The sequence below is a fragment of the Methylophaga pinxianii genome (genome assembly GCF_020447225.1).
Classification (GTDB): Bacteria; Pseudomonadota; Gammaproteobacteria; order Nitrosococcales; family Methylophagaceae; genus Methylophaga; species Methylophaga pinxianii.
On the sequence record NZ_JAJAEO010000158.1, the window covers coordinates 14,166 to 40,585 of the forward strand.

27 protein-coding genes and 1 pseudogene are annotated in these 26,420 nt (G+C 45.3%); 17 read left to right on the forward strand and 11 right to left on the reverse strand.

Annotated elements, in window-relative coordinates; translation table 11 throughout:
• Window positions 1–25 precede the first annotated feature (25 nt).
• A complete protein-coding gene (locus LGT40_RS05320) occupies window positions 26–580 on the forward strand; it encodes a DUF2459 domain-containing protein (protein ID WP_226071053.1) in 555 nt (184 codons plus the stop codon).
• A gap of 114 nt (window positions 581–694) precedes the next feature.
• Complete coding sequence (locus tag LGT40_RS05325; RefSeq protein ID WP_226071054.1) at window positions 695–1,099, forward strand: phosphate-starvation-inducible PsiE family protein; 405 nt, start codon at window positions 695–697, stop codon at window positions 1,097–1,099.
• On the opposite strand, the gene LGT40_RS05330 is transcribed toward LGT40_RS05325, so the two are convergent.
• The 3 genes from LGT40_RS05330 to LGT40_RS05340 are packed head-to-tail and all read right to left on the reverse strand — an operon-like array spanning window position 1,096 to window position 3,445.
• Entirely contained in the window at window positions 1,096–1,443 is a 348-nt protein-coding gene (locus LGT40_RS05330) for a DUF3325 domain-containing protein (protein WP_226071055.1), read from the reverse strand. The two genes, LGT40_RS05325 and LGT40_RS05330, sit on opposite strands and share 4 nt — an antisense overlap.
• Window positions 1,436–3,136, reverse strand: a complete 1,701-nt coding sequence (locus LGT40_RS05335) for a PepSY-associated TM helix domain-containing protein (protein ID WP_226071056.1) — start codon at window positions 3,134–3,136, stop codon at window positions 1,436–1,438. Before LGT40_RS05335 ends, LGT40_RS05330 begins: the two co-directional genes overlap by 8 nt.
• A 3-nt stretch (window positions 3,137–3,139) precedes the next feature.
• Complete coding sequence (locus LGT40_RS05340; protein ID WP_226071057.1) at window positions 3,140–3,445, reverse strand: iron uptake protein; 306 nt, start codon at window positions 3,443–3,445, stop codon at window positions 3,140–3,142.
• A gap of 270 nt (window positions 3,446–3,715) precedes the next feature.
• Between LGT40_RS05340 and LGT40_RS05345 the strand changes: the two genes are divergently transcribed.
• From LGT40_RS05345 to LGT40_RS05380, 8 genes are all read left to right on the forward strand, one after another.
• Window positions 3,716–4,648, forward strand: a complete 933-nt coding sequence (locus tag LGT40_RS05345) for an aldo/keto reductase (protein ID WP_226071058.1) — start codon at window positions 3,716–3,718, stop codon at window positions 4,646–4,648.
• A complete protein-coding gene (locus LGT40_RS05350) occupies window positions 4,645–5,331 on the forward strand; it encodes a DUF6064 family protein (protein ID WP_226071060.1) in 687 nt (228 codons plus the stop codon). Before LGT40_RS05345 ends, LGT40_RS05350 begins: the two co-directional genes overlap by 4 nt.
• Window position 5,332: 1 nt before the next feature.
• The gene (locus tag LGT40_RS05355; RefSeq protein ID WP_226071062.1) at window positions 5,333–5,803 is read left to right on the forward strand and encodes a GNAT family N-acetyltransferase; all 471 of its coding nucleotides are present in this window, start codon (window positions 5,333–5,335) and stop codon (window positions 5,801–5,803) included.
• 184 nt (window positions 5,804–5,987) lie between these two features.
• Window positions 5,988–6,644, forward strand: coding sequence for a PAQR family membrane homeostasis protein TrhA (gene trhA, locus LGT40_RS05360; RefSeq protein ID WP_226071064.1), 657 nt, complete (start codon window positions 5,988–5,990; stop codon window positions 6,642–6,644).
• A gap of 93 nt (window positions 6,645–6,737) precedes the next feature.
• Entirely contained in the window at window positions 6,738–7,184 is a 447-nt protein-coding gene (locus LGT40_RS05365) for a hypothetical protein (protein ID WP_226071066.1), read from the forward strand.
• A gap of 263 nt (window positions 7,185–7,447) precedes the next feature.
• On the forward strand, window positions 7,448–8,350 hold the full coding sequence (locus tag LGT40_RS05370) for a lipid kinase (RefSeq protein WP_226343167.1): 903 nt from the start codon (window positions 7,448–7,450) through the stop codon (window positions 8,348–8,350).
• A gap of 1 nt (window position 8,351) precedes the next feature.
• The gene (locus LGT40_RS05375; protein WP_226071070.1) at window positions 8,352–8,786 is read left to right on the forward strand and encodes a hypothetical protein; all 435 of its coding nucleotides are present in this window, start codon (window positions 8,352–8,354) and stop codon (window positions 8,784–8,786) included.
• Between the two features lie 317 nt (window positions 8,787–9,103).
• Window positions 9,104–9,877, forward strand: a complete 774-nt coding sequence (locus LGT40_RS05380; protein ID WP_226071072.1) for a M90 family metallopeptidase — start codon at window positions 9,104–9,106, stop codon at window positions 9,875–9,877.
• Here LGT40_RS05380 and LGT40_RS05385 read toward each other — a convergent pair whose 3' ends face one another.
• Window positions 9,878–10,801 carry a LysR family transcriptional regulator gene (locus LGT40_RS05385; protein ID WP_226071074.1) on the reverse strand — a complete coding sequence of 308 codons (924 nt, stop codon included), beginning with the start codon at window positions 10,799–10,801 and terminating at the stop codon, window positions 9,878–9,880.
• A gap of 98 nt (window positions 10,802–10,899) precedes the next feature.
• On the opposite strand from LGT40_RS05385, the gene LGT40_RS05390 reads away from it, so the two are divergent.
• The 3 genes from LGT40_RS05390 to LGT40_RS16355 all read left to right on the forward strand — a co-directional run bounded on the left by LGT40_RS05390 (window position 10,900) and on the right by LGT40_RS16355 (window position 15,555).
• Window positions 10,900–12,078, forward strand: coding sequence for an MFS transporter (locus LGT40_RS05390; protein ID WP_226071076.1), 1,179 nt, complete (start codon window positions 10,900–10,902; stop codon window positions 12,076–12,078).
• Between the two features lie 879 nt (window positions 12,079–12,957).
• Complete coding sequence (locus LGT40_RS16350) at window positions 12,958–13,944, forward strand: GGDEF domain-containing protein (RefSeq protein WP_226071078.1); 987 nt, start codon at window positions 12,958–12,960, stop codon at window positions 13,942–13,944.
• A gap of 315 nt (window positions 13,945–14,259) precedes the next feature.
• Entirely contained in the window at window positions 14,260–15,555 is a 1,296-nt protein-coding gene (locus tag LGT40_RS16355) for a methyl-accepting chemotaxis protein (protein ID WP_285229324.1), read from the forward strand.
• Between the two features lie 307 nt (window positions 15,556–15,862).
• Here LGT40_RS16355 and ycaC read toward each other — a convergent pair whose 3' ends face one another.
• The 5 genes from ycaC to LGT40_RS05430 all read right to left on the reverse strand — a co-directional run bounded on the left by ycaC (window position 15,863) and on the right by LGT40_RS05430 (window position 21,993).
• Complete coding sequence (gene ycaC / locus LGT40_RS05410) at window positions 15,863–16,489, reverse strand: isochorismate family cysteine hydrolase YcaC (RefSeq protein WP_226071080.1); 627 nt, start codon at window positions 16,487–16,489, stop codon at window positions 15,863–15,865.
• 272 nt (window positions 16,490–16,761) lie between these two features.
• Window positions 16,762–18,987 carry a TonB-dependent receptor plug domain-containing protein gene (locus tag LGT40_RS05415; RefSeq protein WP_226071081.1) on the reverse strand — a complete coding sequence of 742 codons (2,226 nt, stop codon included), beginning with the start codon at window positions 18,985–18,987 and terminating at the stop codon, window positions 16,762–16,764.
• Window positions 18,988–19,169: 182 nt separating this feature from the next.
• The gene (locus LGT40_RS05420; RefSeq protein ID WP_226071082.1) at window positions 19,170–19,898 is read right to left on the reverse strand and encodes a copper resistance protein B; all 729 of its coding nucleotides are present in this window, start codon (window positions 19,896–19,898) and stop codon (window positions 19,170–19,172) included.
• Complete coding sequence (locus LGT40_RS05425) at window positions 19,885–21,582, reverse strand: copper resistance system multicopper oxidase (protein ID WP_226071083.1); 1,698 nt, start codon at window positions 21,580–21,582, stop codon at window positions 19,885–19,887. Before LGT40_RS05425 ends, LGT40_RS05420 begins: the two co-directional genes overlap by 14 nt.
• A gap of 60 nt (window positions 21,583–21,642) precedes the next feature.
• Window positions 21,643–21,993, reverse strand: a complete 351-nt coding sequence (locus LGT40_RS05430) for a hypothetical protein (protein WP_226071084.1) — start codon at window positions 21,991–21,993, stop codon at window positions 21,643–21,645.
• Between the two features lie 208 nt (window positions 21,994–22,201).
• Between LGT40_RS05430 and LGT40_RS05435 the strand changes: the two genes are divergently transcribed.
• On the forward strand, window positions 22,202–22,516 hold the full coding sequence (locus tag LGT40_RS05435) for a transcriptional regulator (protein WP_226071085.1): 315 nt from the start codon (window positions 22,202–22,204) through the stop codon (window positions 22,514–22,516).
• A complete protein-coding gene (locus LGT40_RS05440; RefSeq protein ID WP_226071086.1) occupies window positions 22,509–22,808 on the forward strand; it encodes a helix-turn-helix domain-containing protein in 300 nt (99 codons plus the stop codon). Before LGT40_RS05435 ends, LGT40_RS05440 begins: the two co-directional genes overlap by 8 nt.
• Before the next feature lie 11 nt (window positions 22,809–22,819).
• On the opposite strand, the pseudogene LGT40_RS05445 reads toward LGT40_RS05440, so the two are convergent.
• A pseudogene (locus LGT40_RS05445) lies at window positions 22,820–23,017 on the reverse strand (type II toxin-antitoxin system ParD family antitoxin); the annotation flags it as partial.
• Window positions 23,018–23,219: 202 nt separating this feature from the next.
• On the opposite strand from LGT40_RS05445, the gene LGT40_RS05450 reads away from it, so the two are divergent.
• On the forward strand, window positions 23,220–24,308 hold the full coding sequence (locus LGT40_RS05450; protein ID WP_226071088.1) for a M23 family metallopeptidase: 1,089 nt from the start codon (window positions 23,220–23,222) through the stop codon (window positions 24,306–24,308).
• A 156-nt stretch (window positions 24,309–24,464) separates the two neighbouring features.
• Window positions 24,465–25,199 (forward strand): TorF family putative porin, encoded by a 735-nt coding sequence (locus LGT40_RS05455; RefSeq protein ID WP_226343168.1) that lies wholly within the window; start codon window positions 24,465–24,467, stop codon window positions 25,197–25,199.
• 46 nt (window positions 25,200–25,245) lie between these two features.
• Here LGT40_RS05455 and LGT40_RS05460 read toward each other — a convergent pair whose 3' ends face one another.
• Window positions 25,246–26,154, reverse strand: a complete 909-nt coding sequence (locus LGT40_RS05460) for a LysR family transcriptional regulator (protein WP_226071091.1) — start codon at window positions 26,152–26,154, stop codon at window positions 25,246–25,248.
• Window positions 26,155–26,420 lie beyond the last annotated feature (266 nt).

Here is a 26,420-nt window from a genome sequence, read left to right on the forward strand (position 1 = left end):
TCTCAGACCTGACTGGTTGATCGTAATGGGTTTTACCATTTTGGTATCAAGCGGTTGCTCAGGCCGAATTATTCCGCCACCGGTTCCTGAAACTCCACGAGCAGTGTTTGTACTCGATCATGGTCAGCATTCCAGTTTGGTCCTTGAAGATAAACACGGATCTTTAACGCGCTACTCCTATGGAGATTGGCGTTATTATGCCGAAGGAAAAACTGGTTTCTGGTCAGGGTTTCGGGCATTGTTTATCCCAACTCAAGCGGCGTTAGGTCGTAAACAACTTGCCGGTCCGGCAACGCTGGACAATGTGCATCAGCAAATCAAAATCGGGGTTATTAATACTGTTTCACTGAAAGCTGAAGCTTCTGTGGTGGATACTCTACAACACCAACTCGACCTTATTTATCAGCAAAATCAGCATGCTAAACGATATCGTTACGATTTTGATCTGGAGTTTGTACCTCATCCAAGACCCTACAGTCTTCGGTATAACTCCAATCAGGCAGTAGGGCAATGGTTAACGACGCTGGGCAGTGAAATACAAGGCTGGCCTCTATTATCGAATTGGACAATCCAGCACTAGTCGTTCCAGCTTGACCCTCAGTCCAGCAACTGCCGACACTTTTGGAATGGCAGGCAACCTTATTTGTAAAACCCGCTGTTACCATTCGCTTTGCTCAATTTATCGGGATAGGTCATGGCACAGAAAATTAAAAATCTGGTAAACCACTCTTTGGCTATTGCCCAGGAAATAGGGCTGATCATCGTCGCAATTGCTACTTTGGTCGCCGTAGGCATTGAAATTGATTTTATGTTTGAAAACGGCACGGTTTTATTAACCGATTTACTGTTGCTGTTTATCTATCTGGAAGTGTTGACCATGATCGCGGTTTATTACCAGTCGGGTGAGCTACCAATCAAGTTCCCGTTGTACATTGCGATTGTGGCACTGGCCCGTTATCTGATTCTGGATATGAAAAATATTGATACCTGGCGGATTCTGGGGATTACGGTGGCGATCCTGTTGCTGGGGTTATCTATCATCGTTATCCATTACTGCAAAACCAATTTGCTTGAGAAAAAAACTAAACTGGATGACTAAACCGAACGACTGACCGAGCCCCCACGGCTAACCAGGCATAATAAAGGTTTAAACCAGTGCTGTCGCCAGGTGAGGATACTGGCGACACCTTTGGCGGCTAGACTGAGCAACATGATCCAGACCAGTACAGCCATAGAGGGGTGATCCGCTGCCAGACAAAGCAGTAAAGACGCGACTAAACTTAAGTAGCCAATAATGCGTAAGCTGAGCTGTTCAGAAGGCGAGGGCAGACTGGTTTCGATGCCGGTTACCTGACGCCAATGATTGGGCAAACTAAGTGAGAGACAGGCCATACCCAACATGGTGATGACTATGGCGGCGATCCAACAAATGACTTCAACCACGACTTGTCTCCAGCTTCTGTGTCGAAAATTCAATAGCTTTACTGACAGCAACGTTCTCACGTTTTTTCAGGTATCGCGCTGCGTATACCGCAATGGCACTGCTGACCAGCAAGCTTAGATCCACTCCGGCTACAGGCCAGTAATGGAACGCTGTTTTAAGCAAATGATCGCCCGTGGTAATCCAGTTAAGGACAACGGCTGCAACGGCAAGCACAGCGAATAAAATGCTCTGTTCGCGCCATGCTGGAGAAATACGCATATGACGCACGGCAGAACTGCGCCAGAAGGCATGTAATAACATGACAGCCCAGCTCGCCCAGAAAGCAACCTGTTCCCAATAGCCTTTACCAATCATATCTGCTGGTAGTAAACGGTTTGCTACCAGCATACTCACGGTGGCTACCAACATGCCTGTAACCGTAGTGACCGCCAGCGCATCAACAATTTGGCTGCCCGAGCTGCCTTGCAAGGTATGCTGACGTTTACGTTTTTCGACAAAGAAGATAAAACCGGTGGCAATACAGATAGCGCCGACCAGACCACCAAACACATACAACCAACGTAGCAGCCAATGCTCGAAATGCTGTAAATGCAGGCCAGTCAAGAATTCGTTAATTTCAGAAACAGCTGTGCGGGGTGGTTCTTCACGGATGAGCTCTCCAGTTGTTCCACTAAAATGCATGCCTTCACCGACTAACGCAACGCGGTCACTACCAGCACGATAAATACTGACAAAGCTGTTGGCAACATCCACATGCGTGATTTTCAAAAAGCCAACTTCCCCTGGCATATCTTTTTCTGTCCAGCGTTGTTTGGCCTTTGCGACCATGGCATCCACAGAAGCCATTTCAGCAGGGATACCCGCGCCATCATGAGGCAGCCCCGTCTCGCTGGCTTCGACCATTTCATGATAATCGTGTAACGGTTCCAACTGGGTGTGGGTGACCGGGAAAAAGTAAAAACTGGCAAAAATCAGCAAACCGGTAAAGGTAAAAAAGAAATGGAAGGGTAACGCCACCATGCCGGTGAGATTATGTAAATCCAGCACGCTACGTTGGGTTTGCTTAGTGGGACGGAAGGTAAAGAATTCACGAAAACGTTTACGATGAATAATCACGCCACTAACCAGTGCTGCCATCATGATAAAGGCCGCGATGCCGACGATATAGATGCCAATTTGATTCCAGTTCCAGTTCAGGCTGTAGTGCATTGGATAAAAAAATCGGCTGCCAATTTTCAATTGATCATCGGGCAATGCCTTACCCGTACGAGGATCAATGGTGATATCGCCATGAATATGGTTATGCCCTTCTGGATCAAGTGGTTGAGGAATACCGAAACCCACGCCCATGATTAACACCGGATCACGATGCGTTGTGTAAGCCCAGAATTCATCCGCAGGTAATTCGGTGCGGGGTGTCATTGGCCCCTGACTCAAATCATGCAGCAGCGGCATATTGGTATTGTAATCCTGCTCATCGGGTTCAACTGAGCGCAGGATAGGTAATAACATCTCATCAAATGAAGGCATCACCTGTGGTTCAAACCGGCTTTCAGGAATTGACCAGCGATCAATCTCACGGTCAAATACTGACAGGCTGCCAAAAAAGAAAACCACCATCAGAATAAAGCCGAGCGTCAGGCCAAACCATGTATGCAGCCAAGCCATTGCCTGTCGAAAACTACTGAACATGATTTAAATTCCTTGTAAAAATGACTGTTGAACAACACTGGCCAGCATAGTCATGGCCACACCACCACCAAACAGAATCAGCCATAAGCGGATGAGTTTATCAGTGGCCATGCCCCACAAAAACAGGCTTAAATAGGTCAGCAATCCCAGCATCAGCATGCCCATTTCGGCATCATGAAATTCCACGCCCAATGGAATTAACGCCGCGATAACGATGGCAATCAAACCCCAGGTGAACAGATAGCCACCCACAAGACTGGCAAAAATCCGACTGGCCATTGGCCAGGCAGGAGATGAAAAATTCGGCATGAAAACTGACCTGTTTGAAAAACAAAAACGCATCACCAATATTCTATTATCCAAATGCATATGGAGCTTAATGCTAAATGATAATTATTAACATTCACATTGTATAGCGATTAGTGACGTAATTCAAAGTAGAAAATGTGTCTGAAAATGACAAACCCCATTGAATTGTCAGTGAGGTGTTTGTGCTGGTATGGTTTGATTAAATTTTGAGCACTAACCATTGCATACCGACAAGGTGCTGAAATGAAACCATCCTAAGGAGCGCGGACCATGAACAATCGCTTCACTCGTAGACAAAGTCTCAAGCTGATCGGTGGCAGTCTGGCTGCGACGCTGCTGCCATCGATGCCGATCATTGCGGCAAGCAGTGAATTGCTTCACAAAGCTTATTCAGGTGATAAAAAGCTGCCAGTAATTGGTATGGGCACATGGCGGACTTTCAATGTCGGTACCGATCCAAAATTGCTGGACGCTCGTACCGAAGTGGTAAAGACATTTTTTGAATTGGGTGGTGGGCTGATTGATTCTTCACCCATGTACGGTTCCGCGCCAGATGTGATGGGGTATGCTTTGCAAAAGTTGGGTATTCCAGAAAGTCTGTTTTCAGCGGAAAAAGTCTGGAGTCCAGCCGGTGGATCAACTCGTCAGCAGGTCGCGGATCTGCAATCACGCTGGCACGTTGAGCAATTTGATTTAGTACAAGTCCACAACCTGACAGATTGGCGTGAGCATCTGGAAGCTCTGCGGGAAATGAAAGCCGAAGGCAAAATCCGTCATATTGGTATTACCACCTCGCACGGTCGTCGCCATCAAGAGTTCGAAAAGATTATGGCTTCTGAGGATATCGACTTCGTTCAACTGACTTACAACATTACTAACCGTGGTGTCGAAAACCGATTATTACCCCTAGCAGAAGAAAAGGGGATTGCCGTGATCGCTAACCGTCCCTTTGATGGCGGTAGTCTAATTAAAGGCATAAAACGCCGAGACCAACCCCTTCCAGAATGGGCTGAGGCAGAATGCGGCTGCACTACTTGGGCAGAATTTCTGTTGAAGTTTATCGTCAGTCACCCAGCGATTAACTGTGCAATTCCTGCAACTTCTCAAGTCGAACATTTACGTGAAAATATGCGTGCTGGAATGAACCCCATGCCATCAGCAAGCACCCGACAGAAGATGGCAAAATATTTCGAGTCTTTATGAACGACTGGGCCAGCTACGCACTGCAGGATTTTATTCCGTTTACGGCGGATATCTATTTCCGCCTAATCGAACGTATGAGCGAAACCTTCTGGCCGTTACATTTGCTGACGCTGATGTTGGCAGTCGTAGCAATCTGGCTGGCTTTCAAAAACCATTATCGGTTTGCCAGCTTGCTTATTGCACCTGTCTGGGCGTTTATCGCAGTTGCTTTTTTTATCCAGCGTTATGCCGAACTAAACTGGGCAGGTGGCTATATTGGTTATTTATTTCTCGCTCAAGCCTTTCTATTATTAGTGATAGCCTGGACTGGATTTGGGCTCGACAGCGGGCCACGCAAAAGACCAATTGCCGTTATGGCGATTATCATCATCCTTGTCGGGTTAATCGGGTTGCCATTTATGGGACCGCTCACCGGTGGAAACTGGTCCCAGGCTGAAGTGTTTGGTATTCATGCTGATCCCACAGCAGTCACCACGTTAGGATTATCATTAATTATATTTAGAGGATGGGCTTTGTGGCTTATTGCTCTCATTCCTTTGCTCTGGCTGCTGCTTTCTGGCTTAACTCTATGGGTATTGGGATCACCAACAGCTATTTTGCTATTCAGTGTAATGGCAATAGGACTGATCGGTTTGGTTTTGAAGAGCTTTGAATACCAATTGCTTAAACAGGAACAAAAATAACATGCAGCTTGAGTTTAAATGGTCCAGACTGGAGTCTTATACCGCGCTTGAGCTTTACCAGATCATCAAGGCCCGCGAATCCGTTTTTGTTGTGGAGCAACACTGTGCCTATCAAGAAACGGATGATTTGGATCTGCACGCTTGGCATCTAACGGCTTCGGTAAATGGTGAACTGGCCGCTTATGCCAGAGTGATTGGGCCAGGGATTAAAAACAGTCTGCCTTCCATTGGTCGGGTGATGACGCTGAAAAAATTCAGAGGACAAAATATTAGCCGTTCACTAATGGAAGAAGCCATATATTTCACAGAACAAACATTTCCAGCAAATGACATCAAAATCTCAGCACAGGTCTACTTGCAAACGTTTTATGAATCACTGGGCTTTCGTGCTTCCGGGAAACCGTATGATGAAGATGGCATAGCTCACATCGCGATGATTAAACCAGCAGCCAGCAGGGTATCCATTAATTGAAATGAAATGCTTGCCCCAGGCTAATTAAAACCTGTTGTCATGCCGACAAATAACTAATTAAATCATCGTCTTGGATTAATGAATTCCCCGGATTTTCTTGTCTCTGCGCTTTGAAAATTATTTTGGTAATGTTTAAAACGCATAGTTAAACCAGCAGTTGAGATCAATTCAGCGAGGAGGGGGTATGCAACCATCGCTTAACAGACTCAAACGTGATCAGTCTGGCGGGGAGGAAGCCGCCAATGCTATTAGTCATGCTCTGGGATTTATTGGTGCAGTGATTGGTACACCGATTTTAATTAACGAAGCTGTTCGTCATAGTGATACGGCTTTTGTCGTCGGGGTGAGCATTTTTTGTGTGTCGATGATCATTCTTTATTTCGGTTCCACGGTCTATCACGCTTTACCTGCAGGCAACGCAAAGCGGATTTTTTTGCGTGTTGAGCTTTCTGCCATCTTTTTATTAATTGCTGGCACGTATACTCCGTTTACTTTTGGTGTACTCAAAGGACCATGGGGCTGGACGCTGTTTGGTATTATTTGGGCGCTGGCAGCTATTGGGATTTTTCTTAAAGTATTTAAAAAACAGCAGCATCGCATCTTTTGCACGAGTTTATATTTATTGATGGGGTGGGTTATTGTGATTGCTATTAAGCCGTTACTGGAACTCTTACCCACAGCGGGTTGGATATGGTTAGTGGCGGGTGGTTTGTCCTATACACTTGGTGTCGTCTTTTTCTCTGTGGATTCAAGAATGAAATACGGTCACTTTATCTGGCATTTATTTGTGCTTGGCGGTACAACATGTCATTTTTTTGCCATCCTTTGGTATGCCGCTTAAGAGACTTCCGAATTCAAAGGGCAAAACAGTCAACATATTGGATGTATTTATCAATTGCTGATTTAGCCAGGATTATTACTAAAAAGGATTTTTATGATTAGGTATGCGCTATTAGCGACGATAATTGCCGTTGTCTCGACTTTTTGTATGGTTGCTGTTTTCAAGACTTATGGAATCGCAATCTCCATTGCTAGTGCATCGTTTACCGCAATTACTACTAACTTTTTGTGGTGGCGTTTTCGAGAACGTTCACCCACATATCATGAGAAAACAGTCTTAACCCTAGTTTATGGTGTCTTAATAGCATCATTACTTTTAGGCCCTGTCTCGCAAGCACAATATAATGCAATAGGCTTAACCATTATGTTTATTTATGCCTCTGTTTATCCAATCTTTATGGCTAATTTGTTTGGAGAGAGAAAAAATCTGAATGAACAGTTCCAAAGAGCAATGATTTTTTGCCTGGTAATCGGTGCACTTTTAGTCATTGCCATGACTTTCTATCATGGCTTTTTAAAAATCTCAGAGATTCTTGGTTAACCACGAACGGAACATTTACCACCACAGGAAGGCCAAATATTTACTTCTAGATTGGACTCGTAACGGTGAAAAAATTAAACAAGAAGTGTATGTTTGGTCAGAATAAATCATCTGGTCAATTAATTAGGTTTTTGCGACGCTGTTAGTTACATCCATTAACTTGATTAGTGTTATCGACGTAGTTGAATTAGGTACTTATAGTTTTATAACAGTGTCGCATAAGTTTCTTGAGTAATAACGCTATCCCACAAGGGAATAAATACTTGCAACACGCATTGTTAATTATTAATCCGCACAGCCGGAATGGCCGAGCCGAGGCATTGGAAGAAGCCGTGCGAATGCTGGAAGCTTCAGACTTTGAGGTCACTGTTTGTGAGTCTGAAAGTGAAACACATTTGGTTTCGCTGATTGATGATTATGAACGGAAAGACGGAATCGTGATTATCGGCGGTGGTGATGGAACTATTAGTTCGGCTTTGGAAGCGTTACATAACAGTAAGCGCACTTTGGCTATTTTCCCTATGGGAACAGCAAATGATCTCGCACGCTCACTTGGTGTTCCAGATGATCTGCTCGCGGCGGCGCAGGTTATTATGGATGGAAGGCGTGAACACATCGGTTTAGCGAAGATCAATAATGAACATTTTTTTGTCAACGTGGCACATCTAGGCTTAGGGGTTGATGTCACACGTGAACTCACCTCTGATAGTAAAAAGTTCTTTGGTGTGTTTGCCTATCTTGGCGCATTTTTTAAAGCGTTAAAACGTAACAAAAGCTTTCGGGTACACATTAAAACCGAGGACTGGAAATACTCAACCAAAGCGATTCATTTAGCGATAGGCAATGGTCGGTTTTATGGTGGTGGGAATATAGTTGATCAACGATCAACATTATTGGATGGGCGGCTCTATTTGTTTTTGATTAAGCCGCAACGGTGGTGGCAACTTTTGCTGCTTGGGCCGAGTTTACGTAATGGCGTTTTGCATAAAACAGACCGTATCATTAGTAAATCCTCTGAAAAATTTAGTATTCAGACTTCTAAACCAAAAGATTTGGAAGCCGATGGTGAATTTAAAACCACCACACCCGCCGAATTTGAAGTGATCCCGAGAGCCATCGAAGCCATTGTTGGCGATATTCCAACATTCACCTCAGGAACAGATTGATATGTCGATAATACGCACTGATGAGCAGGCTGATGCTCTGGATATTTTAAAATTAATTATCGAAACAGCCGACCTTTATCGGGCAATGGGTGAGTTATTAACAGAAGAAAATGTTCATCACCAGCTGTATGACATTGCCAAAGAACGCGAATCTTATATAGAGTCATTTCGGGATGTGGTCAGACTACTGGGCGAACTACCAGAGGCCCCCGATTCTGATAGAGAATTGGTGGAGCAACTGGGCGGCAAAGTTACCCAATTATTTTCTGCTGATTCAACAAAAGCTATTTTAGCGAAATGTCTTAAAAAAGATGATGTGTTAGCCGAGGTTATCAGTAACACCCGGTTAGATGAGCATTCAGCAGAATTCAAATACTTGCTTGAATCTCTTAACCACCATCTCACGACAACAAGACAACGCTTATCAAATCACTAAGCGATAACTTGATCTTCCTTAGCTATGTCGTGTTTCTCAAAATAAAAAATATCATGGCCAAAGCAGATGCCGCTGACTTGTAATGAATTAACTGTTATGGAACAAAAGAACGGTGAAAGATAAAAAGTTAAAAGAGAAATTACAAAGGGCGCTGGTTTTTTTTCTGGTCATAGGGGCGCTTATTTTTATTGCTGTTACTTTCTTTCAAGGCTTTTTAAAGATCTCAGCGATTCTGTCTTAGATAAAAGGAACTCGCCTTTTTTTCAGCAGCAAATTTATGCTTTGTAATCGGTGATAGTTAACGGGGAAGCATAAACATGTTTAAGCGATTAAAAGACTGGCTGGAAGCTCGGCGAATTAAAAGGATGGGATTCACCGCCGAACAGTGGGAGACAGCGATTGTTGGTTGGCAGGTGATGGAGCGTTATCAAGGGGCTGAACGCGATCAGCTTAGAGAGATGACTTTTCGTTTTCTTGCTCGGAAAACCATACTTTCAGGTGCGGAGTTTCAATTTACCGATGCAATGTGTCTGAAGCTTGCCACGATGGCCTGTGTACCGATTCTGCATCTTGGTCTTCACTGGCATGACCATTGGAAAACCATCATTCTCTACGAGGGTGATTTTGTGCCAAATCGTCCCTATCGCAGTGATGATGGCGTGGTGCATCCGAGAACTCCCGGTCTCAGTGGTGAAGCATGGCAACGCGGTCCGGTGATTTTATCTTGGCAGGCGATATGTGAAAGCGGACCGAACACTCGCCATGGCAAAGCCAGTAATGTGGTGATTCATGAGCTGGCACATAAGCTTGATATGCTGCGTGATGGGGCAAACGGAGCGCCGCCCATGCATCCAGATATGCGACCCGGCGAATGGCACGATATTTTTAGCGCTGCGTGGGATCGATTGAAAAATGACATGCAACATCATCGGTCGTTGCCACTTGATGATTATGCGTTAACCAGTCCGGCAGAATTCTTTGCCGTATGCAGTGAAGCCTTTTTTGAGTCCCCGGAAACCATGAAGGAAAAAATGCCAAAGGTTTATGGTTTGTTATGCCAGTTTTATCGTCAGCAACCGGTTGCTGCGTAATTAGGAATAACTAAAATTTTCAGTCTGATTTGTCATCTTCTCAACGAGATAATCAACGAATACGCGTATTCTGGCGGGCACATTTTTACCGCCAATATAGACCGCATGAATAGCCTCTCGATCTTGAGGATTGTAGGCCTCCAGTAACGGCACAAGTAGTCCGCTCTCCAAATCCTGCTCAACATGAAAACGACCGACACGGGTAATTCCCATACCTTGCCGGGCCAGTTCAACAAGGGTTTCACCATTATTGGCGATGATATTACCGCTCACCGATAACAGGTAACTCTGACCATTCTCACGAAATGGCCATCCTGGTTCCAAACGTCGAAAGCTGAAATCCAGACAATTGTGTTTTTTTAAATCGGCAGGTGATTGTGGCGTGCCCGCTTTTTTTAAATACTCCGGCGAGGCAATCACCACTCGACCTGTCTCACCCAGACGACGGGCATGCAGGCCACTATCAGGTAGTTGTCCGAATCGAATCGCTACATCAACATGGCCTGCGCTGACATCACTAATCTGGTCTGTTACATCTATTTCGATAGTGATATCCGGATAGCGTTGCAGAAATTCTTTTAATAACGGAACAATGGTCAGGCGACTATGGGCTGTAGCGGTGCTGACTTTGATATTGCCACTCGGGCTGCCGCGATTGGCAATGGTGGTTTCGGTGTCGTCCAAATCCTTTAAAATACGTCGAGCTGCCAGCGCATAAGACTCACCTTCGCTGGTTAAACGAAGGCTACGTGTGCTGCGAACAATCAACCTGACACCAAGACGCTTTTCGATACGGGTCATGATGCGGCTCACTGCAGAAGGCGTGAGTTCCAGTTCTCGGGCAGCGGCGCTCAAACTTCCTGCTTGTGCAACGGACAAAAAGGTTTCCATTTCGGCAGTTCGATCAGTTTTTCCAAATTTCATTTGTGATTCCAATGCAAAGCTGAATGTACCTGAAACGTCTTTTTAAGCATTTTATAAGTGCGTATATTCTTTTGCATCACAAATTAACGAGATATTGCATGAAAATCAATATTCCCTTACTTGCCTTGGCCTTCGGGGCTTTTGGTATCGGTGTCACCGAATTTTCCCCGATGGGAATGTTGCCGATCATTGCCAATGATCTTGCCGTTTCTATTCCAACCGCCGGCATGCTGATTAGCGCCTATGCATTTGGTGTACTTATAGGGGCACCATTTATGACATTGGTCTTTGCCAATATGAGTCGGCGCAATTTGTTGCTTTTATCAATGGCGATTTTTACGGGAGGTAACTTAATCTCAGCCATGGCGGAGAGTTACAACATGTTGCTGTTCGGGCGAATTGTCACTTCATTTAATCATGGGGCATTTTTTGGCGTGGGGGCTATTGTCGCCATGAGTATCGTGCCGGTAGAAAAACGTGCTGGAGCGGTAGCAGCCATGTTTTCAGGGCTGACGATTGCCACCATTGGTGGTGTACCGTTGGCGGCTTATATCGGTGAATTAATCGGCTGGCGGCCTGCTTTTTATGTGATGGCAGTGATTGGCGTTATCACGATGATTGCTTTAAGACTGTCATTGCCGCCCTTGGTTAATGAGCAAAAAGCGAATGTCCGTGATGAGCTTCGGGTGTTGAGCAAAGGGCCAGTTTTAGCCGCATTGTTATTAACGGTGGTCAGTTCCAGTGCGATGTTCACGGTGTTTACCTATATTGTGCCCATCCTGCAGGATGAAACGCATGCCTCGACCGTTTTTGTGACATCAATGCTGGTTTTATATGGCGTAGGTCTGGCAGTCGGCAACTATCTTGGTGGTCGTTATGCCGACCGATCTCTGGATTTAACCCTAATTGTCTCGTTAATGTCAGTCATCGTTTTATTGGTTATTTTTACTGCAGTGATATCGTCTGAATTAATTGTGGCGCCATTAATCTTTTTATGGGGAATCGCCAGTTTCGCCCTGGTACCGCCATTGCAATCTTTAGTGGTTCAAGAGGCTAAAGAAGCTCCCAATTTAGCGTCAGCAATGAATATTGGTGCGTTTAATCTGGGGAATGCGTTAGGTGCAATGCTAGGGGCTGTCGTGATCAATACCGGTTTGGGTTTGACCTCGGTACCACTGGCTGGTGCGGGTACTGCTATCTTGGGACTTCTTCTGGTGTTATGGTTTAGACGTGGTCGTCAACAAAGAGCACAACAAGCGTTAGATGCTGTTTGCTAACGTTTGGATGGAATAACCAAAGAGAGTCTCCGAACTTTCCTCTCTACAATTTAAGTAGGGACAGAATGAAAAGGAAATCAGCCTTGAAGTCAGTTATTCAGGAGGAAATATCAGGGTGTGGCATTGCTGCGATATCTGAAATTAATAGAAAAAACAATCAGTTTTTATAAATGATATGGAGCAACTTTCAAAATCCATAACGGCAAAAGATATCCCTGATGCATGGGGAAAAGGTTTATCTTGCTATCTCCAACGCATATTTTTATTTGGGGGATTGCCTCTTACTTTCTGTTTAGCGGAAGAAATGTTAGTTACTTTTATTTGTTTTTACCACCATTAGCATTTACGCTAATTGGTATTATGCCGCTTTGTGGATTTATGATAATCGCGGTAACGGTAATGTCGGTATGGTTCTGGTCGTTCTTGAAGACATTACCGTCAGCCGAATCATAGAACAAAAGGTTAGTCATTCACTAAGTCTTCAGACAATAAGCATATAAAGAACTTAGCTTATACACCGTGGGTCAGACTTAAAAATGGGTGAGTTGGCTGTTTAATAACTGACGGACCCATGCCCCTATTTAAGTTAATCTTAAATCCTGTCATCTCTCAAAGCGCTTTAGTGCTTTGCAGTATCGTCGTTATCGCGAGATAGCTAATACTGCAGCATATTCAAAATAGATTCGTGGTTTGCTGGCCTCGTCACTTAGAAACGTCCACTAATATTTAGAAGAGAGGTATTTCCATACTTTTTATCTTTAAAAGCATAAGCTCATAGTGTGACATACAGAATTCCGGCTTTTAAGAGGAGCAGATGCTGATGTGTAAGCAGAAATATTTTGTCTTGAGTGGGCAACGAAATATGTTGAGTTAGGTTAAGTGACCACATATTCAAAAGCTGTATTACGAGAATCACCGGTTCGAGTGAAGACCATTGTCGGGGTAGCGTTTGTAGTCTTTGTGTTTCTCATGCCTTTTTCAATCTATAACTTTTTCCTTGAACGATATATTTTGGGTGTGGGCTCGTTATCCGTAGTCCTGCTCATGGCGATCAATGCCTGGAACTGTTGGTACGGTCGTTATTATCCCTTAATGATTTTATTTGGGTTGGCGCCAATCAGTGTTGTATTCCTCGGCTTCACCATCTATCAGCAGGGACTGATTGGCTTGTTATGGTGCTATCCGGCGGTAATTTGTTTTTATTTTATGCTGCCGGAACGTTATGCCTGGGGAGCAAATATTATTTTACTGGTGATGGCACTGCCTATGTCATGGCAGTTTTTAGACATTGCTCTGGCGGCCAGGGCTACCGCCACATTACTTTGCGTCAGCGCTTTTGCCATTATTTTTGTTCGGGTGATCAATGCGCAGCAACATGAATTACATGAACTGGCTATGACCGACTCCTTAACTGGTCTGGCGAACGGGGTACAGTTACATGACTCACTGGAACAAGCTGTGCAGCAACATGATCGTCGTCAGGTGCCGATGAGTTTAATCGCACTGGATTTGGATAATTTCAAATTTATTAACGATACATTGGGTCATGATGCCGGTGATGAAGTGTTGCGTGGGGTAGGCAATTTACTTCAAAAGCGGATTCGCCGATCGGATAAAGTGTTTCGTCTCGGCGGCGAAGAGTTTCTGATTTTGCTATACGATACCGATGCAGCTCAAAGCAGGCTGGTGGCGGAAGAACTGCGTAAGACGATTGAATCAATGCCCTTACTGCCAGATAGGCGTGTGACGACCAGCCTGGGGGTCGCGACATTGCAACCAAAAGAACATTGGCGTGACTGGATGAAACGCAGTGATGACAACCTGTATCTTGCCAAGAAGCAAGGACGCAACCGCGTGGTTGGTTGAGCGAGTCTGTTTATTTCTCAGCCTTCAGTACTCAATAGTTTTTTTGTAAGTTTTCTGCGCAGGTTATGGAAACAGATCATTACGAAAATGGGGCCAAGGCCATGTCTTGGCCCTTTTTTTATGAGAATTTTGTGATTCTTTCAGCCATATAACAAAAAGAAATATAGAAAATTTCTTAATCTAAGCGTAAAACTGTCAGTAATAATTCCTTATAACTCTATATAACAAATTTCAAATTTAATCCCTATTTTCAAGATTTAATGAGTATAAGGGGACGGTCGGATATGGCTCAACAATCAACTGCAAGGAGCGGAAATGTTCGACAAGTCATTAAAAAATAAAATTAATGAACTCAGTTATAGGTGTGAAGCACTAGACGCATTAATCAATTCGATTAACATGAATGTTGCAACGATTCGTTTTGATCCCGAAGGAAATGTCAAAGATGTAAACGAGCTCTTTCTGAGTATGGTTGGTTATAGCAAGGAAGAAGTTTTAGAAAAACATCATAGAATATTTTGTGACCCGAAATATGTTAAAACAGCTGAATACAAAGTCTTTTGGGAAGCCTTACGTGCGGGAAACAGTAAAACAGGCACATTTAAGCGCATCACCAAACATGGCAAAGTCATTTGGCTAGAAGCCAGCTATTTTCCAATAAAAAATGCAGACGGGATGGTCACCGGCGTTTTCAAAATCGCTGCAGATGTTTCTAAAGACCAACAACGCATTCGTGATCTTGAGGCCGCTTATGGCGCATTAAATCGTTCGATGGCCATTATCGAGTTTGAACCTGATGGCACAATTCTCAATGCGAATGATAATTTTTTGTCGGCAGTGGGTTATTCGTTTGATGAGATCAAAGGGCAACATCATCGTCTCTTTTGTTTTGATCGTTTTTATCAGGAAAACCCCAACTTCTGGGCTGAAATTAGTGGCGGACAATTTTTTACCGGTCAATTTGAGCGCAAGAATGCTTCAGGTCAGGCAATTTGGCTGGAAGCGTCTTATAACCCAGTGTTTGATGAAAACAATCAGGTTGTGAAAGTCATTAAGTTTGCCAGCGATATTACCGAGAGAATAAAGCATCGAGAAAACGTGCTACATGCTGCAGAAATATGGGCTGCGACCTCTGAAGAGACTACACAAATCACCGAAAATGGTGTTCAGATGCTTCGTTCTTCTGTAAAGACGTCAGGTGTCATTCTACAAGATGTATCAGATACTTACGGCTTTCTGGAGCAGTTGAATCAAGAGTCAAAAAACATCGAAAAAATTGTATCGACGATCAGTGATATTGCCGAGCAAACGAATCTTTTGGCATTAAATGCTGCCATTGAGGCAGCCAGGGCGGGCGATCAAGGGCGGGGATTCGCCGTTGTTGCTGATGAAGTGAGAAAACTGGCCACCCGGACCAGTATTTCTACACAGGAAATTAGAGAAGTCGTGAAGCAGAATCATCAACTCACCCAAAACGTGACACAGAAGATGCAAAATGTGAAGTCGGGTGTGATTAACAATAATGAGCAACTGAACGCTGTTTCGGATGTGATGACGGAAATTCTGCAAGGAGCTGAAGAGGTCTCGCGAACCGTTTCATCTTTGCTTTAAAACTCGATAAAAAAACCGTCAAATTCTGGCTTCGTAGCTGAGATTAGAGGCATGGAATCGCTAACAAAGATTTATACGCCAAATATTTCAGGGTCAGGCCGGTTGGATATTGGCGTCGTTATCTGACGGAAGTATCAGTCAAAGCGCTGACGTTCCCTGTCAACCTGTTTCTAATTTTGATTGATTTCTAGAGGTGGATTCACGGTAGAGGATGAATATGCGTTCCCACGCTGAGCGTGGGAACGAGTAAGACTGATACTAAAAATATGGGAGCAGCGCATTTCAACTGCTTCCTTAATCCAATTAATTACTTATTTTCGGTGAGTTTGACGTAACTGTTAATCAGATTGCGATAATCGGGAATATGGTTGGAGAACAACTGGCCAAGTCCCTCGATATCATTGCGCCAGTCGCGATGTAATTCACAGGCTGCGCCAAACCAGGTCATTAACTGTGCACCGGCTTTGGACATGCGATCCCAGGCTGAGTCTCTGGTGAGTTCATTAAATGTGCCCGAAGCATCGGTGATCACAAATACCTCAAAACCTTCTTCAAGTGCTGATAGAGCTGGGAAAGCCACACAGACTTCAGTTACCACACCAGCAATGATCAACTGTTTTTTGCCGGTGGCTTTTACCGCGTTCACAAAGTCTTCGTTATCCCAGGCATTAATCTGTCCGGGACGGGCAATATAAGGTGCATCGGGAAACAGTTCTATTAATTCCGGTACCAATGGGCCATTCGGGCCTTCTTCAAAACTGGTGGTGAGAATGGTGGGGAGATTGAAATACTTTGCCATATCAGCCAATGCCAACACATTGTTTTTGAATCTATCTGGATCAATGTCCCTGACCAGAGATAACAAGCCGGTTTGATGATCGACCAGTAAAACAGCTGCATTATTTCTATCTAAACGTACATATGGTGTTGCCATGTTGAACTCCTTTTATGATAGTGCATGAGAAAAATGCGTTGCCCAAACCCGAAATTCAGTGAAGAGGACAAGTAAATTTAGCGATAAATCATTAAGAAAAAATGAACATCTGCAAGATAAGTTATAGGCACGAGGTTTAAAAGCTGAGCAACGTGAAAAGTAAAGCGAATAACTAAAAGGGGGCAGTGATTGCCCCCTGATTGATGGCGAAAAATATCTGTTTAACAGGTCACACTTTTGGATTCTTTCATCCTGCTTTGGGCCAGATAAACTCAGAATTTTAATGTTAAACCCGCATAAACCGATCTGCCCATGCCTGGTACAGTGACACCCCAGGGAATGTCAGTACCCATGGTGGCGCCTTGACCGACATACGCACCGGAAAGGGGATGGCTGTAGAGACGGTCAAAGACGTTTTCCATACCAAAATCGACACGCGCCTGTTTCCATTGATAACTGGTACGCAGATTCACCAAACCGTATCCAGCAGTTGCGATTTCATTGCGTTCGTTATTAACCTTGTTTTTACCGGCGACCAGCACCCATTCAACAGTATTACGCCAGCCGTTTTTACTGTGCTCCAGCGACAGCGTGGAATTGAGTGGCATGATGTTATACAGATCATCACCGGTATCGCGGTTTTTACCTCGCACATAACTGAGTGTGGCAGTACCGGTAAGTTGTCCCCATTTTTCGGATTGATATAAGGTTTTGATACCCGATACATCCATACCATAGAGTTTGGCCGAGACATTCTGATATTGCAGATAAACAAAATCATTATCAGTGGTCAGATTGGCTGTCGTACAAGCGCCACCGCCAGTGCTACAGCGTTCGGCATCAATAAAGTCATCGACATAAGAAATATACTGTGTCAGTGACACATGCCAGTCGTGTTGTTTGGCATCGTGCAAGTTGGCGGTAAAGCTCAAGGTATGAGCGATTTCCGGATTCAGATCAACATTGCCGACATAGCCATTGCCATCACCGACCAGATTGACCATCCGCATCGCCATGCCATTGGTTGACCAGGCAAAACGTTCATATAAGTTTGGCGAACGGGTTTTCTGGGCATAACCAAATTCATAATCATGGGTAGCTGCAGGTTTGAATCGCGCCAGCAAGGTCGCATCAATATTATGATCCGTAATATCACGGTCACTGGCATTAAACGCATCTGCCGCCGCCTGATACATCATCATATTGGTGTTATAACCTTGCACATCACCGGTATTCATCTTGACCGTTTCATGGCGAATACCCGCGACCGTAGTCCACTGACTGCTCCATGCAGCTTCCCATTCAGCGAACACACCATAACGATCCCGCTCGCCATTATTGATATTCCAAAAAGTGTTGGGTGCCATCATCATGCCACCTGATGCTTCCCAGAAATCATCCAATCGATAACGTTGCAGGTCAGCACCAACACGGAACATATCGCGTTGGTTTGCATTGATTTCGGCTTTAACCGATAGCCCACGGTTATCGCCTTCGGTTTCCATTGGCATACCGTCCGCGGTCATCATTCCAGAACCATAAAGAAACTGTTTATCATCACCAAACTGCATTTTGTGGTGGGTTTTTTCTCGGTACAGCGAGGTTTCCAGTGAACCCCAATCGAACATGCCGTTATAGATCAGATTAATTTGATTACTGCGGTTTTCCGTCATATCCATACGCTGATTGGGCCAGCCTTGATAGGGAATGTCCTGATGGGCAAATTTGAGCTGCAGCTGGTGGTTATCCAGTTTATAAGCAAAATCAATCGCATGATTACGGCTTTCATAAGCGGAGGATCCGACTTCATCTGCATCTAATGAACCGCGGTCGGTCGCCGTATTTCCCGCCGGTTTGAAACTGCCACCGGCATCATAATTATTCGCTTTGGCAGTGGAGCCAGTATAAGTGATACTGAAGTCTTCTGATGCCAAGGTCGTTGAAACATGGCCGCCACGCGCGTCACCATTGCTGCGATAGTAACTGCCGATTTCACCTTTGGTAATGGTTTCATCTTGCGCTGCAAATTCCGGTTGTTTGGACTTGGCGATAATAGTGCTGCCGATACTGTCCCCACCCAGGCTGACAGGGGCAATACCCGAATAAACCTGAATCTCTGAAACACGCGATGGAGTAAGGTAGGAAAGAGGCGGATTCATATGATTGGCACAGGCTGAAATCAAGTCCATGCCATCAACCTTGATATGCAGGCGATCGTCAGCAAAGCCCCGCATAAATGGCAGTCCGGCCACACCTCCACCCGAATACATCGCTATGCCAGCGACATCATTTAAAAATGCAGCAGTATCACTTTTATATGCCCGTTGGCTGTTAATGTCTTTTTCGCTTAATGTAGTGCTCTCTACCGTCGGGACAGAAGCGGCTGTCACCGTCACTCTGTCCAGCATTTCATCATCATGCTCGTGGGCGGCATATAGCGGGCTGTTTGCCAGCCCGGTCAAAATCATCAGGGCCAATGGAGAAAGAGGTTTTTTCATGGTGCGGTTATTCCGGTTTAACAAGTTAAACGCAGAATAAGCAATATATCAGCATAAAAAATGTGGGATTTAGGACTGGTATAAGTGAAATCACGCACTTTTGAATAATTGAAGATAAGGCCTGATAAACCGGCGTTCCCATGCGGAGCAGGGGAACGAGGTTTGTGAGTAACAGAGCTATTTTAGAAAAGCAGTTTGATGCCTACTGAAGCAATCCAGTCTTCTTCGCTTTCATCGGCATTTCTGGCGATAGACGCTGTACGGCCGAATTTGCGTTCGTATTTCAGATCCAGATAAGGCACAACTTTACGGGTGATTTCATAAAACAGTTTGACGCCAATTTCGCCTTCACTTAAGCCCCTGCCTAATTCCTGCCGCTCAACGTTCTGAGCAGTAAAATCGAGTTGGTAGTAGGGTTCAAAGCCAAACCGCTGGGTGAACAGCAGATGATTTTTCTGTTTCAATCGGGCGCTGACATCACCATAATCACTGATAAACAGATGCGCCTGGGTTTCAAACAGATACGGTGCCAGTCCATTAAAACCCAGCGTTAAATAGCGAGTGGATTCAGGTTGGGTATCAACACGCAGCCCCAGTTGAGCATCCCAGAAATCATGCACATTCCGGCTGTACAACGCCCAGACTTCACTTTGCTCCAGCTTGCCTTTGTGACCTTCCAGCTCACCTTTGAGCCAGAGTTTGTGATAGTCCCCACCGATCCAGCCATCCCATTCAATATGTGTTTTATCACCTTCACTACCACCACCGTGCTGGGCTTCAAACCATAAGGCATGGAAGAGTTGTGATTCATGCTCGTGTCCATGACCATCATAATGTTCATCGGCATGGCTGCTGGAGATAAACAGGCTCAACACGATGGATAAAATCAGATTAGATTTAGTGATGATCATGATGACCTCCCATATCGTGTTGTGCTGGTTTAATGGCTGGCGAACCGGCTTCGTCATACTCAGCAACCACTACGGTAGACATCATGCCGGCTGACATGTGAAACAACAGATGACAGTGAAACGCCCATTCGCCGGGCTCATCAGCAGTCAGTAGTACAGAATATTCGGTGCCTGGCGCGACATTGACCGTGTGTTTGTTGGGCAGCTTTTCAACCGGTTGACCATTTTCCAGTTGCACAAACATGCCATGTAAATGCATCGGATGCGCCATCATGGTTTCATTTTTAAAGATCAGCCTGACCCGTTCACCATAATTGAGTTTGATGGGCTCGAAGCCCGGATCGCCGAACTTATGACCGTTTAACGTCCAGATAAACCGTTCCATCGTGCCGCCCAAGGTCACCACAATTTCCCGTTCGGCAGGACGTAAATCTGTTTGAGTACCCAAAGCTCGTAAATCACTGTATTGCAGTGCTTTATGACCTTCAGGCGTACTGGCATCGGCCCAGCCACTTTGCATGTCAGCGGGTTCATCTTGCGGCATGGCCTGATGATTATCGCCATGCATATCGTGTCCACTATGATCCATCGAATCATCCTGGCTCATCTGATGATCATTGTGATCCATACCATGCCCCATATCGGCCATGGTTAATAACGAACGAGGTCTATGGTCTGGAACCGGACCTTTCATGCCTTCTCGAGGAGCCAGAGTGCCCAAAGCAAAGCCAGTCCGATCAATAGATTCAGCAGCAATGGTGTAAGCCTGATCAGCCTGTGGCGTGACTATCACATCATAGGTTTCGGCCACTGCAAAACGGAATTCATCCACGGTGACCGGCTCGACATATTGCCCATCGGCCTGAATCACGGTCATTGGCAATCCAGGAATCCGCACGTCATACATCGACATGGCCGAGGCATTGATAAAACGTAATCTTACGCGTTCGCCGGGCTTGAAGATTCCGGTCCAGTTCTGCTCATTGGTTTGACCATTGATCAGAAACGCGTCGTACCGAACATCGGCCAAATCGGTAGGTGACATTCGCATCTGACCCCAAGGGCGGACATCCTGCCAGGCGGAAGCTAAACCGTGCTCACGTACTTCACTAAAAAAATCCCCAACAGTACGTTGTGAATAATTGTAGTAATGGGGACTCTTTTTGATATTGCTAAGAATCTGCTGACCGGTTTCATTACTAAAATCCGACAGCAGCACCACATAATCCCGATCGGCTTGAACCACCGGTTCATCTTTGGGGTGAATAATCAATGCGCCATAATGCCCATCCTGTTCCTGTAAAGCACTGTGCGCGTGATACCAATAAGTACCGTTTTGACGAACGGTAAAACGATAAGTAAAGGTTTCACCGGCTTTGATGGCTTCATAACCACCCAGACCGGGCACACCGTCCATTTCAGGTGGCAGGAGTAATCCGTGCCAGTGCACAGAAGTCGGTTCATCCAGTTTGTTAACCACATGGATAACCGCTTCATCACCTTCGGTGAATTCCATTATCGGGCCGGGAATGCCACCGTTAATGGTAATGCGTTCAACAGTTTTGCCAGTAATATTGACCGGTTCACGGTCAATGATCAAAGTATATTCGGTCACATCCGCTATCGCGGAGAAGTGCAGTAATGCGGCTGAAATAGCGATCAGCCAGCGACTAAATTGTTTCATGAGATCTATCCTCAGAGTGTTTCGATTGGGTATCAGTGGATACCGGTCTGAACCAGAGGATTAGCTTCGCGGCGGACGTTCGAATTGGGGAGGGTTTTGACTCACAAGCTGCTCGGCAGCGACGGCCAAGCGGCTTTGTGAATAGAGAGAAGCCATAAAAACCGGTTGAAAACCTAACACACCAGATGCATGGCAGTTCGCTGCTGCACACTGGCAATGGCCACTGTCGCAATGGGAATTAGTAGCTTGTTCGGGTTGAGATTCAGCATCGGAATGACAATCATGCTGTTGCTGGCTCATCTCATGATGTACAGCCATATCATTATTTGCTGCATGCGCAGCCGGCATCAGCATCGACAGCATAAACAAGCCGATAAGCAAATAATGAAAAAGAGACTGTGGTTTTGTCATCAACTAATTACCAATAAATTACGTTTGGTTAGACACAGAATAAGCGAAAAGTTTTTTTGATGCCAAAATTCTGGAGAGAAAAAGGGGAGACTAACCTTATCTGGATGGGATTCGTAATCCGCCTATTTCACCAAGCGGTTTCAGACCAAATATTTTTCACTAAATTTTCCTTCTTGCAAAACTCCGTCAATGACGTATATTTTCCGTTATGTATACGATCATTGAAACTCCTACATTTGAAGCGGACGCTAATAAAATATGGACTGAAGAGGAGCGTAATGCTTTCTTTGCATGGCTGGCTGCCAATCCAGAGATTGGTGATCCCATTCCTGGTAGCGGTGGATGTAGAAAGGTTCGTTGGTCGGTTGCGGGTTCAGGGAAGCGAGGTGGAGTGCGAGTCATTTACTTCACCAGGTTGGCAAATGGAGAGATCTGGTTATTAGTGATCTACAAAAAAGCCGTCAAGGAGAACATCCCCGCACATATCCTGAAATCCATTCGTGAGGTACTGGAAAATGAGTAACGAAACATTGAGTGCTGAAGAGCTTGGTAACAAGCTGCTCCAATCAGTCAAAGAAATGAAAGCGGGAAAAGCCGCGAGGGTCAGTCGTGTTGAGCCCAATGAAGTGGCAGAGGCGCGTAGTAAAACGGGCCTGACACAGTTAGAGTTTGCGGAGGTCCTTCACATTTCTCCAAGGACCTTGCAGGAGTGGGAGCAGGGGCGTCGTAAACCTTCGGGACCAGCAAAGGCGTTGATTGATATTGCATTTCGTCACCCGGAGGTGATCCGGGAAGACCTCGCAAACAGAGGCTAAATGTAAGTGAATTACTTTAATTCATTATCAAGTTCACCCATAAAGTCGTCATACGAATAATCTTCAAAACCACTATCTATGCCTTCCTGTAGCAATATCCGAAGCGTGGTCAGTCGTGTCTCATACTCCTCAAGCAGGCGTAGTCCTGAACAGACAACCTCGCTAGTTGAGCTGTATCGTCCACTTTTGATTTGTTCAGAAATAAACGTATCAAAATGTTCTCAAAGGCAGACGCGAGTTTTCTTATGCATGACGACATCATAAAAATCCGTAATCGGTATATCGTTATCCAAGTGACTGAACAATTCAAGCCAATACAATCGTTACGTTTTAACCTCAATCATTTCGCCTACGACCATTCCACCTTAGAGTCTGTCATATCAATAATCTATTAAAGAGATGAACGTTGGTATGAGTGACCCGTCCAAACAAACTGATAGCGGGCAAACGTCCGATCCTGGCATAGTCCAGACGGAAGACGAGAGCGTTGATCAGTCTCCAATAAATCCAAAGAAACGAATCATACGACCGTGGTTACTTTTTGGTTTGTTAGCTTTATTAGTTGTTCTTCTGACTGTGCGTGATGACCTGAGGCAAAACACGGCTAAAAGCAGCGAGAATGCTGTCCGATACGTTGCCTTTGATATGTTGGGCTGGTCACCAAGAGATCTTTTTATCTGGCGTTTGCGAGTGGCAGGATTATTAGATAGTCCACTGGGGCAACGTTGGGCAGAGGCTGTAGATCGAGCGGGTGAGCAGCCGGTACAAGCTAGTGGTCAGTATTCCACAACAGAAACTTTTGCCAGTGACGAGGTTGAGGCACATATTTATCAGGTATCGCTTGAGAGAGGCGAAAAGCTGATATGGCAATTCTCACGTCTGGATACTGCTGATAGTCGACTTTATGCCAGCCTGGAGCGGCGCGAAAAAAATGATCGAGAGTGGTCAACTGTCACGGATCTGGATGCAGATGAATTAACTCACAGTCAGGTTATCTCCAAAGCGGGCGATTACCGTATTGTTCTGCAACCGGAGTTATTTGCCAATGCAGAATACTCACTGGCAATGGCCAATGGCGGTTCATTACCGTTCCCCGTGGAAGGTGCAACGCAGCGTGATATTGGCAGCGTCTTTGGTGTGGATCGTGATGGCGGGGCACGTAAACATCATGGTGTGGATATATTTGCAGAAAGGGGGACGCCAGTTACAGCAGTAATTGATGGTCATGCTCGGACCGGTACAAGTGACAGAGGTGGTAAACATGTTTGGCTATCCGGCAGCATGATTGGTCTTGGCAGCGCCCGTTATTATTACGCCCATCTGGATGCATTCGAAGTGGAGTCCGGCGATAAGGTGAAAAAAGGCGAGATCCTTGGATATATGGGCAACACCGGCAACGCTATTACCACGCCACCCCATCTTCATTTCGGAATTTACTCAGGCGGGCCGGTTGATCCTGCACCCTTTCTAAAACCAGAACCGATGTTACCTGATCGCTAAGCATACTTATAAGCAGTATCAAGTGATGCTTTAACAGCATCAGTTAATGACTATTTGATATTAGAAATATATCAGTTGGTTGCGGATAATACAGAGTTTGCTGAGCTGATTTTTTAAAGTGAAGCTCACTTCTACTCGTTACAAAATTAAGCGGATATGAAATTGATTAAAAAATACGGCCTGGTGAGGGGGCTTTGCCTGCTCATTATTATGATAAGCGTGCCCGGAATGGCTCTGGCACAAATTCAAGCCAACACCATCCTGAAATCGAAGTATATTTGGGGCGGCGTATTGATGGGTGATGGTGCTGTCGTGCAGGGTAACCTCAAATACACTGCTGAAAACGGTCTGTTTGTTGGTGGGATGTTTTCAACACTGGATTTCAGCCATCTTGGTAATAACCAAATTGATGTTAAAGCCGGATACAGCGGTTCGTTCGGTCGGCTTAATTATGAAACAGGCCTAGTCAGGCATGGTTTTACTGGCGATAGCCCCACCGATGAGGATGCCGGTGTCCTTCGAAGTTTTTTTTCGGGTTCTCTCGGAAACATGCATTTTATCGTGTTAAGTCCGCTTAACGATTCGAGTTGGACTTCAGCAGGTGATGTTTATACCAAGATCGGCTTTGTACAACCTTTGCCAGCCGACTTTCGCTTTGCTGCCAGCGCGGGGGCGTATTATTTTAATGATGATGCGGTCTTTAGCGATGGCAGAGTCGCTTTTGAGAAGACGCAATCATTTGCCTTTCGCGATGCCACATTGAGTATTGAGCGTGCCATCCCCAGTTTGCCAGTGGATTTTGGGCTTCATTACTCGATTGGTGGCGAGCGGCAGAATGGATTGGAACTGGACGACCATGTCTGGTTTAGCATTAACATGCGTCTGCCCTGAAAGGATTGATAGCTCCAACTTGTTATTGCAAATAACGAAAACGATTTCAGACGTTAAACTCACTGTGGATAATGCTATTTAGCATATCCAGCCATTCACCCGTTTGATCCGCCCGGGTGATGCAACTGAAACGTATCTGCGGCGTTGGCGATATCAGTGGTCGGTAACAGGTTCCCTTAACGCACATATGTTGCTGGGATGAAGCAATTGTCGCCACACCTTCACCTGCAGCCACCAAGCCAACAGCCATCGAGCGCGGTGCCACTTCACGAATTGAAGGCGGGCTGAAGCCTGCCTTTTGGCAAGCAAAGATGATTTCGTCATACAGCGATGGATTCATGCTGCGTGGAAATAAAATCAGAGTTTCATTTTTCAGATCTTCCAAAGATAGCTGCTCGTGACGTGCCAGTGGATGGTCATCTGGCAATATCAGGCCAATGGGTTCACAGCAAATCGGTAATGTGGTTAGTAAGGGATTATCCGGACAATACAGAATAAAGCCGATATCCAAACGCCCAGATATAACGCTCTCAATCGTTTTGTCTGAGGTGTCCTCAGCGAACTCAAAACCACACCCCGGGAGTTGTTGCCGGATTTGCCGGATGATCTCGGGCAGGAAGCTCGACATCGCCGCGCCAGCATAGCCCAACCGTAATGACACCACGTGACCGCTGGCTACTTTCAGTGTTTGATCGATAGTGGTTTGCAGATTGTTAAGGGCTGACGGTAATTGCTTATATAGATATTCCCCCGCGGGTGTCAGACGGATCCGCTGTTTGTCACGATTAAATAACTCACAGCCAAATGCTGCTTCCAATTGAGCTATTTGACGCGAAAGGGCAGGTTGAGCGATATGTAAATCTTCGGCTGCCTGACGAAAACTGAGGCGTTCAGCTATAGCCATAAATGTGCGTAGCTGTCGTAGATCGTATTTTAAGTGATAACTATTCGACATCAGACAACACTAATTCTATATTCGATCGATATCAAATATTCGTAAGATATTGCCTATGCCAAATCTTCACTTTGGAGTTGATTCAAACAGCCATGTTGACAAGTCACTTGGCTCCAAGCTGATGGGCCAACCTACTAAACGTCTCAGCAGTTGCTAGCAATTCAAAACTGTGGAAGGGTTCTACCCCGTTTCTACGGACGGTTTAAAAACGGTTGAAAACGTCATATCGCTTCTTGCGACTCGTCTTCTCATGCGAGGATTATGGA

What these genes read in the sequence shown, in the direction of transcription:
- LGT40_RS05345 (WP_226071058.1), top strand. Translation starts at nt 3,716, where the DNA reads ATGAACAATCGCTTCACTCGTAGACAAAGTCTCAAGCTGATCGGTGGC.
- LGT40_RS05375 (WP_226071070.1), top strand. Translation starts at nt 8,352, where the DNA reads ATGTCGATAATACGCACTGATGAGCAGGCTGATGCTCTGGATATTTTA.
- LGT40_RS05390 (WP_226071076.1), top strand. Translation starts at nt 10,900, where the DNA reads ATGAAAATCAATATTCCCTTACTTGCCTTGGCCTTCGGGGCTTTTGGT.
- trhA (WP_226071064.1), top strand. Translation starts at nt 5,988, where the DNA reads ATGCAACCATCGCTTAACAGACTCAAACGTGATCAGTCTGGCGGGGAG.
- LGT40_RS05380 (WP_226071072.1), top strand. Translation starts at nt 9,104, where the DNA reads ATGTTTAAGCGATTAAAAGACTGGCTGGAAGCTCGGCGAATTAAAAGG.
- LGT40_RS05325 (WP_226071054.1), top strand. Translation starts at nt 695, where the DNA reads ATGGCACAGAAAATTAAAAATCTGGTAAACCACTCTTTGGCTATTGCC.
- LGT40_RS05425 (WP_226071083.1), bottom strand. Translation starts at nt 21,582, where the DNA reads ATGAAACAATTTAGTCGCTGGCTGATCGCTATTTCAGCCGCATTACTG.
- LGT40_RS05340 (WP_226071057.1), bottom strand. Translation starts at nt 3,445, where the DNA reads ATGCCGAATTTTTCATCTCCTGCCTGGCCAATGGCCAGTCGGATTTTT.
- LGT40_RS05450 (WP_226071088.1), top strand. Translation starts at nt 23,220, where the DNA reads ATGAGTGACCCGTCCAAACAAACTGATAGCGGGCAAACGTCCGATCCT.
- ycaC (WP_226071080.1), bottom strand. Translation starts at nt 16,489, where the DNA reads ATGGCAACACCATATGTACGTTTAGATAGAAATAATGCAGCTGTTTTA.
- LGT40_RS05430 (WP_226071084.1), bottom strand. Translation starts at nt 21,993, where the DNA reads ATGACAAAACCACAGTCTCTTTTTCATTATTTGCTTATCGGCTTGTTT.
- LGT40_RS05350 (WP_226071060.1), top strand. Translation starts at nt 4,645, where the DNA reads ATGAACGACTGGGCCAGCTACGCACTGCAGGATTTTATTCCGTTTACG.
- LGT40_RS16355 (WP_285229324.1), top strand. Translation starts at nt 14,260, where the DNA reads ATGTTCGACAAGTCATTAAAAAATAAAATTAATGAACTCAGTTATAGG.
- LGT40_RS05415 (WP_226071081.1), bottom strand. Translation starts at nt 18,987, where the DNA reads ATGAAAAAACCTCTTTCTCCATTGGCCCTGATGATTTTGACCGGGCTG.
- LGT40_RS05440 (WP_226071086.1), top strand. Translation starts at nt 22,509, where the DNA reads ATGAGTAACGAAACATTGAGTGCTGAAGAGCTTGGTAACAAGCTGCTC.
- LGT40_RS05435 (WP_226071085.1), top strand. Translation starts at nt 22,202, where the DNA reads ATGTATACGATCATTGAAACTCCTACATTTGAAGCGGACGCTAATAAA.
- LGT40_RS05420 (WP_226071082.1), bottom strand. Translation starts at nt 19,898, where the DNA reads ATGATCATCACTAAATCTAATCTGATTTTATCCATCGTGTTGAGCCTG.
- LGT40_RS05365 (WP_226071066.1), top strand. Translation starts at nt 6,738, where the DNA reads ATGATTAGGTATGCGCTATTAGCGACGATAATTGCCGTTGTCTCGACT.
- LGT40_RS05460 (WP_226071091.1), bottom strand. Translation starts at nt 26,154, where the DNA reads ATGTCGAATAGTTATCACTTAAAATACGATCTACGACAGCTACGCACA.
- LGT40_RS05385 (WP_226071074.1), bottom strand. Translation starts at nt 10,801, where the DNA reads ATGAAATTTGGAAAAACTGATCGAACTGCCGAAATGGAAACCTTTTTG.
- LGT40_RS05335 (WP_226071056.1), bottom strand. Translation starts at nt 3,136, where the DNA reads ATGTTCAGTAGTTTTCGACAGGCAATGGCTTGGCTGCATACATGGTTT.
- LGT40_RS05320 (WP_226071053.1), top strand. Translation starts at nt 26, where the DNA reads ATGGGTTTTACCATTTTGGTATCAAGCGGTTGCTCAGGCCGAATTATT.
- LGT40_RS05455 (WP_226343168.1), top strand. Translation starts at nt 24,465, where the DNA reads ATGAAATTGATTAAAAAATACGGCCTGGTGAGGGGGCTTTGCCTGCTC.
- LGT40_RS05355 (WP_226071062.1), top strand. Translation starts at nt 5,333, where the DNA reads ATGCAGCTTGAGTTTAAATGGTCCAGACTGGAGTCTTATACCGCGCTT.